Origin of the sequence: Vibrio sp. OPT46, assembly GCF_015163535.1 — a bacterium.
Classification (GTDB): domain Bacteria; phylum Pseudomonadota; class Gammaproteobacteria; order Enterobacterales; family Vibrionaceae; genus Vibrio; species Vibrio alginolyticus.
Map to the genome: position 1 here is coordinate 14751 of NZ_JADDYG010000141.1, position 11172 is coordinate 25922.

Sequence of the window (11172 nt, forward strand, 5' to 3'; positions counted from 1 at the left end):
CAAGTTTCATGACAAAGCAAACGTTTGCTTTTGGTTTTTAGGTAATAAAAAAGCTCTACATGTTGTAGAGCTTTTTGTTGAATTTGTCGTTTATACGTTGACAAAACTAAGCGGAATATCTGGATTCAACGCTTCCAACGTTGATTGCGTATCGGCTAAGTGACTGATCTTACCTTCAGAGTTTTCTACCAATGCAGCGGCTTTGATGCTGTCAAAGGTTTCACCCGCAAGTAAAACTTGGATTAGCGCAACTTGTAGCGGTGGCAAGCTAGGATTAAACGCTGCATTTTCTGCATAAGCGCCTTGGAATACACGGCCGCTAGTCATCTCTAATGCTAAACCACTCAAGTTGTTGGTGTATGGAGAGTGGCTCATGTTCATCGCTTCAACTGCACTTTGGATGAGTGCGTCTTCATCATCACATGAGAATTGGTGTTTAACTTCTGCCATTAAGCCGGACTCGATACCGAGATCGTTTGGTCCAAAGGCTTCAGGCAGGTATTCATGAAGTGACTTTTCTTCGCGTTCTGGGAGCTGGATTTTAAGCTCGTTTGCGGTAGATAACTCATTCATGAACTGGCGGCAGTGACCACATGGGCTGAAGTTGATAGTGATATCCTTAACACCACGTTCGCCTTTCATCCAAGCATGGCTAATCGCAGACTGCTCTGCGTGAACCGTTTGACCCAACTGTACACCAAAGAATTCCATGTTGGCACCGAAGTAAAGGCGACCTGAAAGACCACGAACGATAGCGCCGACATAAAAGTCAGAAAGGGGAGCATAGGAGTACGCTGCGGCAAAAGGAAGTAGCGCAACACGAAGCTCTTTGTCTGATAGACCGGTAGCTGAAAGCAACTGCTCAAATTGTTGAACTGAAAGCGTAGCATCAAAATCATCAGCTTGGATGATAGGAGCAAGTTGTTTGGAAAGTGCTTCTGGAGCGCCTGCTAGCGCCTGTTCAATGCGACTTTTCATGTTGAATCCTTGTTATTGCATGGACAGTTATTCTATGTGAAAGATAGAAATGTTCCGTGCGTTAGATCACGATAAATAATGCAATTGATAATTCTGTTACATAATTAGAGTGAGCTCACACATGTATTCGATTGCACAGGTGTGAAGCGTTATCTCCGTCTCACAATTAACCATATCAGTATATATTCATATGACCAAGGAGCAGGAGTATGTTACCAACGCGACTTTTACCGCTATGCTACTTTATACTTACGTAATCTAGAGCGAGTGGTAGCAGCTAGAATGCTAATGCTATGAATGTATATCTCAGTCAAGTCCCTTCACGATATTACTGGGTGAGTTTGATAGATAAGATAGGGTTTTGAAAAGGGATAAGTAAGAAACGGAAAGGCTACGGCCTGCCGGAAGGAGGGCAGACCGAGAGCGCTTAACTATTGATATAGCCAGACCGCCAAAGCAAAAAAACTTGGAGCCAAAATAGAAGTTATGATCCCACATAAAACCAATGCGAGTGATGAGAACGCGGCATCTATGGGCTGTTTCTCTGCACAAGTAGCGGTGCCTAAGGCATGAGAGACTGTACCCATTGTCAGACCACGTGCAATCGGGTGTTTAATTCCAATTAAGTTGTAAATTGGGTATGCCAAAATCGCGCCCAATAAACCAACAATCAGAACCAAGATCGCCGCAACGGCAGCTTCACCACCGAGGTGACTCGAAATTTCCATTGCTATTGGCGTAGTGACGGATTTACCCACTAGACTTGCGATTAAACTGATATCTGCTTTGAAAGCGACTGCGATCAAGGTGGTTGTCATCATCGACATCACACTGCCTACTGTGCAAGCGAAAGTGATGATTCGCCAGTTTGCTTTAATTTGTGGTAGTTGTTCATATAGTGGATAAGCCAGAGCAACTACAGCAGGTTGAAGCAAAAAGCTAATTCCTTCGTTATCCGCATAATACTTTTCAAATGGCACATTTAAGTAAGTAAGCAAAGGAATGAGCACTGCGATACTGATCAGCAAAGGGTTTGCTAGAGGATTGTTCACTTTGATTGCGATTTGGCGAGCGATAAGAAAAACCGCAATGGTAACAACTAACCACATATCAGTGTTTCTCCTTTAGCAAGTAGTCCAGCAGCCAAGCGAGGCTGACTAGTACAATGAGTGAGCCTCCAACTGCGCTGGCAATGATAGGGAGGGCATTAGCGAGTAGCATATCGAAATGTTGCATTAATCCGACGCTAATAGGAACGAACAATAAGATCATATAGCGGATAAATAGCGTGGCGCCCGGTTTGACCCAGTCGACTTTTACAAGCCCAAGAGTCATGGAGAAAAACAGTACGAGCATACCGATGACACTTCCTGGAACGGAAACGCCAGTGAACTTTTGAATGGTAATTCCGATGCCAAGTGCTCCCATGATGAGGAAGATTGAAATGAGCAGTTGGATCAGTTGTAAGAATCGTTCTTTAATCATTTTGACAGTATATAAACAACAAGCACACCATAAGGTGCGCTTGTATTAGGAGGAGTTAGGAAGCTAAGCTCTCTACATAACGGTACACGGATTTTAATATCGCAATCTTCTTTTCGTCACTTTCATGTTCGTGAACTAAGTTTTCTAAATTCAGCATGTACTCTTCAATTTGGCTTTCAAACACTTCTCGACAGTGTAGTGCCCAGCGTCTTTGTTCTTGCTCGTCTAATGTGCCTGGGAAGTTACGCGCACGATAGCGGAACAATAGAGGTTTAATACGCTTGTCATCAAATTCAATGTCTAATGCAGCAAGATTATTCGGGTCGGTTTCTCGAATGATATCCATAGCTGCGCGATCAGCCGGAGAAAAGAACCCGTCGTAAAGCTGTGTATCGACGTCATCACTTTTATCGAATTTACGCTCGACTGAAAAGAGGCTAATCAGCTTTTCTCTAATTTCAGGATGTTGGCGCAACAAAGCGAGATTAGCGAGACATTGCTGGCGATCAATGCCAATAGACTCCGCATTTTCAGCCGTTAACGTTTTTGCAGGGGCGAGAATAGGGCATTTGTTCAAATGAACTAGTTTAACTGGCACTGGTAGCAATTCACCAAGATCTTCGCGCTTAGTGTAGAGTCTTTCGTGCAGCTCTTCTGCGGATAGCTCAAGAATAGGTTGAGGGTCTTTCGCTAAATCGATGGTGATAACGGCGTTATTATTGGTTGGATGCCAAGCAACAGGCACAATCCAGCTAGTGTACTGGCATTCGCGCCCTAGCATGCCTGAAACGTGCATCAACGGTGTCATGTTGACGATGTCGACTAAATCATTGAGCTTGCGCTTTTGGCGCATAGAAAAAAAGTAATCAAACAATTTTGGTTGCGCTGCTTTTACTTTCTTTGCCATTTCGATAGTCGCAACCACATCTGCCATGGCATCGTGCGCGTTACTATGCTCTATGCCGTTAGCCACAGACAAGTGTTCTAATTTAAAGCTAGTGAAGCCATCTTCGTTTTCTGGCCATTCTACGCCTTCTGGGCGAAGGGCATGGCACGCGCGTAGTACATCGAGTAAATCCCAACGTGAGTTACCGTTTTGCCAACTCCATGCGTATGGTTCGATAAAGTTGCGATAACAAGTATAACGGGTCACTTCGTCATCAAAGCGAATGCTGTTGTAGCCTAAACTGGTGGTATTTGGTCTCGCGAGTTCAGTGTGAATCTTAGCGATAAACTCTGGCTCAGAAAGGCCTTCTTGAACCGTTTTTTGCGGAGTAATACCAGTAATAAGCGCAGCTTCAGGAGACGGAAGATAATCAGCCGGTGGTTGACAGTACATGACTAAAGGCTCGCCGATGATATTAAAGTTTTCATCTGTACGAACACCAGCAAACTGGCTTGGGCGATCTTTCGCGGGGTTGGTTCCCCATGTCTCATAATCAAAGAAGAAAAAAGTGGGCTGATTATCTTGGTGCATTCTGCTTACCGTTTACAAAACCGATGACAGTATTAGACCATTCAACGCCTTGACTAGCAACGAAAGATGCAAGTTGAATTTTTGAAAATGAAAAAAGCCGATGGCGAACCATCGGCTTGATATTTTATGTTTTATCGCTTTGGAAGGAATTTGAGTTCTATGCTCGTGTTTCTTCCAATGTTGCTTCACTTTCTGGTGACTTCAGCACTCGGCTAGCAATTGTACCCGCAGTCATTGAGCCTGAAACGTTTAGTGCGGTACGTGCCATGTCAATCAGTGGTTCAATAGAGATAAGCAGTGCCGCGATGGTCACAGGTAAGCCCATTGCAGGAAGAACAATCAAGGCTGCAAACGTCGCACCGCCGCCGACACCTGCAATACCAAATGAGCTGATGGTGATAATCGCAATCAATGACAGGATAAAGTGTAGATCAAGTGGGTTGATGCCCATTGTCGGAGCTACCATCACTGCAAGCATTGCAGGATAGATACCCGCACAGCCGTTTTGGCCGATAGTGGCACCAAACGATGCTGATAGGTTTGCAATCGCTGGTGGTACGTTAAGCTTCGTGATTTGCGCTTCTACGTTTAGTGGAATTGTTGCTGCTGAGCTACGAGATGTAAACGCGAAGGTCAGTACAGGCCAGATTTTCTTAAAGTATTCCGCAGGGCTAACGCCGACAAAAGAGACTAATACGCCATGAACAACAAACATCAGTGCGATAGCAACATAAGACGCCACAATAAAGCCAAGTAGGTTTAGGATGTCGCCTGCGCTTGATGTCGCTACCACTTTTGCCATCAGTGCTGCGATGCCGTATGGCGTTAGGGCCATGATCATCTTCACTAGTCGCATAACGATAGATTGAGCAGCTTCTACGAAAGTACGAATCGGTGATTCCAACTCTGCTTTTTCCATCATCACTTTACGAGCGGCGATACCAGTTAACACGCCGAAAATCACAACAGCGATAATTGATGTCGAGCGAGCACCTGTTAGATCAGCAAATGGGTTGGTTGGAATGAAGCTAACTAGCATTTGAGGAATAGTTAAGTCACTTACTGTACCGGCACGGCTTTCTAAAACGGCGATACGAGCGGTTTCACGCGCACCTTCAGTTAACCCTTCTGCTGACAGGCCAAATGTCGTTGTCACCAAAATACCGATAATTGCAGCAATTGCAGTCGTTACTAGAAGAACAGAGATGGTCAGGCCAGAAATTTTACCTAAAGATCCACCTTTCTCCAACTTAACAACTGCAGAGATCATCGATACCAATACTAGTGGCATGATGACCATTTTCAGTAGACCAACGTAGCCACTGCCTACAATGCCTACCCATTCAAGTGTTTGAGCAATTGCGCTGTTGCCTTCACCGTGAATGAGTTGCAAAGCAAGACCAAAAAGAGAACCGGTAACAAGACCGATCAAAACGAGACGTGAAAGAGTGTGTTTCTTTTGTTGCTGATTAAATAGAAAGAACAATATTCCAACAAAGACGGCTAGAGAGGCTATCACTGCAAAATTCATAATTTGACCTTATCAACCAGCCGAAGTGGCGGTTGTTTTTTATACGGGGTTTTATACGGATTTATTTATGGAGCGTAAGATAACGCTCGTGATATAACTTTAAAAATGACAAACGGGTATTAGCTAGATCTAAAATGAATATAAAAACGAGATCTAAGTCGCGTGAGAGTGTGAATTAGCACGTTAATTGTACAAAATGGTTATTCGTAGTGATGCAGTAATTCACGCATTTCTTTCCTTTGTAAGTAAACCACCGAGTCTTCTTGATAACTGAAAAGTTGATAAATCATCGCTTTGGCGACATCTTCTGCTCGAATAGGTAAAAAGTTGGACAGTTTGCCTAGCATAAGTGGGCGAATTACCTTAAACAGAGTTTGTACTAACTTCTCGTCCATTCTTGGGTTTTGACGTTGACCAACAAGCGGGCCTGGGCGAACAAATACGATTTCCTCAAAATCCATAGCTTCGATTCGTTGTTCCATTTGTCCTTTACAAGCTAAGTAATGGGATGGCGATTTACTATTTGCACCGAGGCTAGAAACAACCGCAAGGCGTTTGACTCCGATTGTTTTCATTTGTTGGGCGACTTTGCACACCAGATCAACATCTACTCTACGCAAATTATCCTTACTGCCTGCTTGCTTAAGGGTCGTGCCTAAACAGATAAAGCCGATGGTTGGTGTTGGTTGGTTCTCATCCCATTGGTGGATAGAAAGGTCTGCATCAATGAGAGGAATAAGCTTGTTGTCCACATCTAGGACGCCATCGAGTGGGCGGCGAGAAAGATAATATAATGTTCCAACACCTGATTGATTTATGAGGTTTGCAATGACTTTTGAGCCTACTAAGCCAGTTGCACCGGCGATGATTGCGCAGGTGTTGTTATCCATATCTTTTCTCCTATATGGGAACATAGTCTAAGCTATTGTAGCGGATTTCAACGAGTTACTTATAATCTCGTGCAAGAAAGGTGAGACGCTCTGCGAACTCGGCAGACTATCCTGAGATAAACTTGATTAGCGCTGCCCCAATTGGATGCAAGTGTATACAATAGTGGGCGCGCAAAAACTGTCGCTGAACAAGACCTCTTGAACAACAGAACACCTCTCACCCAGACAACATCAAAGGAACGTAAAAAATGGATGACTCTTTTGCTGCGGAGATACAAGCACGCATAGATAACAAAACCAAACCCGTCGGTTCTTTAGGCTTATTGGAAAAGGTGGCACTGCAGTTAGCTCTTATTCAAAGTCAGAATAAACCTCAGCCAGTTGATTCCATCGCTATCTGCAAACCGAGCATGCTGGTATTTGCTGGAGATCACGGCGTTGCAGAGGAGGGTGTGAGCATTGCGCCAAGCGAAGTCACTCAGCAAATGGTGGCTAACTTTCTCGCTGGCGGCGCAGCCATCAACTGTTTTTGCGACATTAATGGCATTCAACTCAAAGTAATAGATTGCGGCATGTTGGCTCCTATTGATGTGCTGGTTCCAGAATTTAAATCCCATCCCAACTTGGTTGAACAACGGTTGGGTAACGGTACGGCTAATTTTTCTAAACAATCCGCGATGTCCCCAGAACAAGTGGCGTTAGGTTTAGAATATGGTGCGAAGATTGCTGAGCATACCATTTTGCATGGTTCAAACCTCTTAATGTTCGGCGAGATGGGCATCGGTAATACCAGTTCGGCCTCAGCACTGTTATCGGCGCTGAGCTCATTAGATATTGATTATTGTGTTGGCGTTGGCACCGGAATCAATCAACAGCAGTTGAGCCGCAAATATAAACTGGTAGCACAGGGGGTAAACCGATGTCGAGGTCTTGATACCAAAGCGATTCTCGCACAGGTTGGGGGTTTTGAAATCGTACAAATGGTGGGCGCTTTTTTAGAAGCCAAGCGGCTTAAAACTCCAGTTTTAGTGGATGGGTTTATCGTATCGGTAGCGGCTTATATTGCGACGTTGTTAGACGAAGAAACGCGTGAATACATGTTGTTTGCCCATCGCTCTGAAGAAAATGGACATAAATTTGTATTGGAACATCTTAAAGCAGAACCTCTGCTCGACCTTGGTTTACGGCTAGGGGAGGGAACAGGAGCCGCTCTTGCCTTACCCTTGTTAAAAGCTGCCGCTCAGTTTTACAACAAAATGGCGAGCTTCGAGAGTGCAGGAGTTACAGTATAGTGTCAGTCCCTGATAATTCTGAGAAAGTCACGCCGTCATCGTTAAGATACCAGTGGGAGTTATTTCTATTAGCTACCAGTTTTTTTAGCCGCTTACCCGTGCCCCAAGCGTTGCCTTACAGTGAAGAACGCATGAATCAGGCAGGCCGTTACTTTGCGTTAGTTGGTCTCGTGCTTGGAGCACTTTGCGCTTTGGTATTCTCGCTCACCTCAATTTTTTTCCCAGAGTCGGTTGCCATAGTATTAACGATGGTGTTTAGCTTATTGTTAACTGGGGCTTTTCACGAAGACGGCTTGACCGATATGGCGGATGGCATTGGCGGTGGCATGACCGTAGAGCGACGCCTCTCTATTATGAAAGACAGTCGTATTGGCACTTATGGTGCCGCCACTCTCATTATGGTGTTATTGGCTAAGTATGTTTTTTGGAGTGAACTGGCTAACTTGCCGCACTTTTGGTTGGTCATTGTCGTCGCTTACACCGCAAGCCGAGCACTAGCAGCGACGCTTATTTATGACATGCCTTATGTCAGTGACAGTGATACGTCGAAAAGTAAACCGCTAGCAAGTCGCCAGTCTTCTCTAGAAGTCTCCATTTTGTTGTTTACTGGTGGCGTAACATTGCTTGTGCTTGGTATCGCGGATGCGATCTTGATATCGCTTGTTCTCGTGGTATTTCGTTTGATGTTCAAACGTTGGTTAATCAAGAGAATTGGCGGCTTTACGGGGGATTGCCTTGGCGCAGCGCAACAGTTGTCGGAGCTGCTTATTTATCTCACTATGATTGGGTTGTATCACTCCTCATGAAGCAATTGATACTCGGTGGCGCGCGCTCTGGGAAGTCGCATTTGGCAGAAAAAACAGCTAAGCAATTATCGGTCGCTTCTCAGCGAGCATTACACTATGTTGCAACCGCGCTGCCATTTGACCAAGAAATGCGAGAGCGAATAGCGCATCATCAAAAGCAACGCGGGGGCGAGTGGCAAGAGCATGAATGCCCCCTTCATTTATCTGAGTTACTGACAAATTTCGCTATCACCGATGTTGTATTGATCGACTGTTTAACCTTGTGGCTCAACAATTGGATATTTGAGTTAGGTGATGAATGTTCCAATGAGAAGCTAGAAGCAGAAATTGAAAAGCTTATACAGGTGGTACGTGGCTCAGATGCGACGTTAATATTCGTCTCTAACGAGGTTGGAATGGGCATTGTACCTTTGGGGGCGGTTAGTCGTTATTTTGTGGATAATGCAGGACGGATGAATCAAAAACTAGCCAGTGTTTGCCATCGCGTTACCTTTGTTGCTGCTGGTTTGCCGTTGGTTCTTAAAGAGTAGGATGGAACAAAATGAAAACACTCAATATCTATCTTGTGCGTCATGGAAAAGTAGACGCTCCACCAGGACTCCATGGCCAAACAGATGTAAAAGTTACGCCTGCTGATCAAGAGAGTATTGCTCGGGCTTGGGCCGAGAGTGGACGAGGTGTGGGTGGAATAATTTCTTCTCCGCTTTCACGCTGTCAAGAACTGGCAAACATCATTGCTGAACAGCAATTATTACCAGTAATGACGGATGAGTCTTTACAAGAGATGGCATTTGGTGATTTTGATGGTATGCCTTTTGATATGCTCACTGAGCAGTGGAAAAAGCTAGATGCTTTTTGGCAATCGCCAGCACAACATACGTTGCCGAATGCTGAGAGCTTAAGCACATTTTCTGAGCGCATATGTCGCGTTTGGTCTCAAATCATCAACGATATCAATGACAATCTACTTATCGTCACGCATGGTGGCGTCATTCGTATGATTCTTGCTCATGTATTGGAGTTAGATTGGCGTAACCCAAAGTGGTATTCGACGTTGTCGATAGGAAACGCTTCTGTCACGCATGTAACAATTACCATAGATGAGCAAATTTACGCCTCGGTGCGTTCGATTGGCGTACCTCTTTTAACTCGTTAATTTATTTATAAATATTAAAATGCCCAGAACGATATTGCTTACGGGCATAGTCACGGAAGATGTCAGTGGAAGCCCATCTGCTAGGTGCAGGAAGCGAAAATTGACTCAGTTACATAAAAAGGAAATATAGAAATGACAACGCCGAGTTGGGATTTGTCCATCGTTTATAACGACCTTTCTGACCCACGAATTCAAGACGATATTGCTCTTGTGGAACAATGTATTGATCTTTTGAATAAACAATCAGCAGATTGTGGCAACGTAGAGATCATGCAAAATGCGATTTTGACCAATGAAGCTGCGAGTCGTTTAGCGGGCACAGTTGCAAATTTTGCGAGTTGTTATGCTTCTGTTGATGCAACAAACGCCGAAGCGAAATCGTTACTTGGTAAAATGACCCGCATCTTTTCGGAGCTTTCCCAAGCGTTCAGTCCCTTTGATTTGACACTAACGCATGCCGACGAAGAGTTTATCTTGCGCGTGTTAGACCATGAGAATCCTGATATCAGTGGGCAAGCTTTTTCTATCTTGAATTCTAGAAAGTTGGCGGATACTCGTCTTAGCAACGCAGAAGAACAGTTACTGGCTGCGATGAGTGTGGATGGCAAATCGGCTTGGGGTAACCTATACGATAACCTGACTGGCTCATTGAAAGTGAAGCTTGAGTACACAGATGGTAATAGTGAAGAGCTTGGGTTTTCTCAAGCGGCAAGCATTCTTTATGGTTCTGAATTCGAGCGTCAAGAAGCCGCGTGGCGAGGCGTACAAGATGCAATGCAAACGCACCAAGAATCATTCGCTGCGATTTTGAATGCGTTAGCAGGATGGCGCTTAACTGAAAACAAAAAGCGTTCTACGAAGCGTGAAGTTCACTTCCTAGAGCCGAGTTTGCATGGTAGCCGAATCCAAGCTGAAACTTTAAATGCGATGATGACCGTAGCCAAAGACAGTCGAGCTATTGGTCAGAAAGCGGGTTTATTGATGGCGCAAGTACATGGTCTGGATGAGATGAAACCTTGGAATCATCTGGCGGCTATGCCTGCTTTGAGCGGTGAAGCGAAGGTTTACGACTTTGATGAAGCGATTGAGGTTATTTGTGAAGCATTTGAAACAGTAAACCCTGAGATGTCGGAATTTGTCCGTTTGATGGTACAAAATGGTTGGATTGATGCCGCGCCAAATGCTAACAAGCGTCTTGGCGCATACTGCACCAAACTGCCAGCAACGCGAACACCACTTGTGTTTATGACTTGGAGTGGCAGCCGTTCAGACCTTATGACTCTGGCACATGAACTTGGCCATGCGTTCCATAACTGGGTTATTCGTGATTTGCCACTTTGCCAAACTTACTACCCAATGACGTTAGCAGAAACCGCCTCTATCTTTGCAGAAAACATCGTTCGTGATCATTTGATTTCGAAAGCTGAGAGCGTTGATGAAAAGCTCGAGATGTTGTGGGAAGAGTTGTCATCGGCGCTAGCTTTAATGATCAACATTCCGGTTCGCTACGAGTTTGAAAAATCGTTCTATGAACGCCGCCAGGATGGAGAGTTAACC

The 11172-nt window shown here is 44.7% G+C and carries 11 protein-coding genes; 5 read left to right on the plus strand and 6 right to left on the minus strand.

What is annotated here, in order from left to right; all coding sequences use genetic code 11:
• Positions 1 to 90 precede the first annotated feature (90 nt).
• The 6 genes from cdd to IQR33_RS06355 all read right to left on the minus strand — a co-directional run bounded on the left by cdd (position 91) and on the right by IQR33_RS06355 (position 6361).
• Positions 91 to 978 (minus strand): cytidine deaminase, encoded by an 888-nt coding sequence (gene cdd / locus IQR33_RS06330; protein ID WP_005377892.1) that lies wholly within the window; start codon positions 976 to 978, stop codon positions 91 to 93.
• Positions 979 to 1409: 431 nt separating this feature from the next.
• Complete coding sequence (locus IQR33_RS06335; protein ID WP_171344747.1) at positions 1410 to 2087, minus strand: LrgB family protein; 678 nt, start codon at positions 2085 to 2087, stop codon at positions 1410 to 1412.
• Between the two features lies 1 nt (position 2088).
• On the minus strand, positions 2089 to 2463 hold the full coding sequence (locus tag IQR33_RS06340; protein ID WP_005397786.1) for a CidA/LrgA family protein: 375 nt from the start codon (positions 2461 to 2463) through the stop codon (positions 2089 to 2091).
• A gap of 55 nt (positions 2464 to 2518) precedes the next feature.
• The gene (gene sbcB / locus IQR33_RS06345) at positions 2519 to 3940 is read right to left on the minus strand and encodes an exodeoxyribonuclease I (protein ID WP_193837429.1); all 1422 of its coding nucleotides are present in this window, start codon (positions 3938 to 3940) and stop codon (positions 2519 to 2521) included.
• A gap of 157 nt (positions 3941 to 4097) precedes the next feature.
• The gene (locus IQR33_RS06350) at positions 4098 to 5471 is read right to left on the minus strand and encodes an L-cystine transporter (RefSeq protein ID WP_193837428.1); all 1374 of its coding nucleotides are present in this window, start codon (positions 5469 to 5471) and stop codon (positions 4098 to 4100) included.
• Between the two features lie 200 nt (positions 5472 to 5671).
• The gene (locus IQR33_RS06355) at positions 5672 to 6361 is read right to left on the minus strand and encodes an NAD(P)H-binding protein (RefSeq protein ID WP_005377884.1); all 690 of its coding nucleotides are present in this window, start codon (positions 6359 to 6361) and stop codon (positions 5672 to 5674) included.
• Positions 6362 to 6609: 248 nt separating this feature from the next.
• Between IQR33_RS06355 and cobT the strand changes: the two genes are divergently transcribed.
• The 5 genes from cobT to IQR33_RS06380 form a co-directional block, all read left to right on the plus strand.
• Positions 6610 to 7653: a nicotinate-nucleotide--dimethylbenzimidazole phosphoribosyltransferase gene (gene cobT / locus IQR33_RS06360; protein ID WP_005377883.1), complete on the plus strand. Its 1044-nt coding sequence runs from the start codon at positions 6610 to 6612 to the stop codon at positions 7651 to 7653.
• Positions 7653 to 8459: an adenosylcobinamide-GDP ribazoletransferase gene (locus IQR33_RS06365; RefSeq protein ID WP_193837427.1), complete on the plus strand. Its 807-nt coding sequence runs from the start codon at positions 7653 to 7655 to the stop codon at positions 8457 to 8459. The genes cobT and IQR33_RS06365 overlap by 1 nt, the downstream gene beginning before the upstream one ends.
• Complete coding sequence (gene cobU / locus IQR33_RS06370) at positions 8456 to 8989, plus strand: bifunctional adenosylcobinamide kinase/adenosylcobinamide-phosphate guanylyltransferase (RefSeq protein ID WP_042521941.1); 534 nt, start codon at positions 8456 to 8458, stop codon at positions 8987 to 8989. Before IQR33_RS06365 ends, cobU begins: the two co-directional genes overlap by 4 nt.
• Before the next feature lie 11 nt (positions 8990 to 9000).
• Positions 9001 to 9615 carry an alpha-ribazole phosphatase gene (gene cobC, locus IQR33_RS06375; protein ID WP_017820880.1) on the plus strand — a complete coding sequence of 205 codons (615 nt, stop codon included), beginning with the start codon at positions 9001 to 9003 and terminating at the stop codon, positions 9613 to 9615.
• A gap of 132 nt (positions 9616 to 9747) precedes the next feature.
• A partial coding sequence (locus IQR33_RS06380) for a M3 family metallopeptidase (RefSeq protein WP_228013781.1) occupies positions 9748 to 11172 on the plus strand: 1425 nt, incomplete at its 3' end.

What these genes read in the sequence shown, in the direction of transcription:
- cdd (WP_005377892.1), bottom strand. Translation starts at nt 978, where the DNA reads ATGAAAAGTCGCATTGAACAGGCGCTAGCAGGCGCTCCAGAAGCACTT.
- IQR33_RS06335 (WP_171344747.1), bottom strand. Translation starts at nt 2,087, where the DNA reads ATGTGGTTAGTTGTTACCATTGCGGTTTTTCTTATCGCTCGCCAAATC.
- IQR33_RS06340 (WP_005397786.1), bottom strand. Translation starts at nt 2,463, where the DNA reads ATGATTAAAGAACGATTCTTACAACTGATCCAACTGCTCATTTCAATC.
- sbcB (WP_193837429.1), bottom strand. Translation starts at nt 3,940, where the DNA reads ATGCACCAAGATAATCAGCCCACTTTTTTCTTCTTTGATTATGAGACA.
- IQR33_RS06350 (WP_193837428.1), bottom strand. Translation starts at nt 5,471, where the DNA reads ATGAATTTTGCAGTGATAGCCTCTCTAGCCGTCTTTGTTGGAATATTG.
- IQR33_RS06355 (WP_005377884.1), bottom strand. Translation starts at nt 6,361, where the DNA reads ATGGATAACAACACCTGCGCAATCATCGCCGGTGCAACTGGCTTAGTA.
- cobT (WP_005377883.1), top strand. Translation starts at nt 6,610, where the DNA reads ATGGATGACTCTTTTGCTGCGGAGATACAAGCACGCATAGATAACAAA.
- cobU (WP_042521941.1), top strand. Translation starts at nt 8,456, where the DNA reads ATGAAGCAATTGATACTCGGTGGCGCGCGCTCTGGGAAGTCGCATTTG.
- cobC (WP_017820880.1), top strand. Translation starts at nt 9,001, where the DNA reads ATGAAAACACTCAATATCTATCTTGTGCGTCATGGAAAAGTAGACGCT.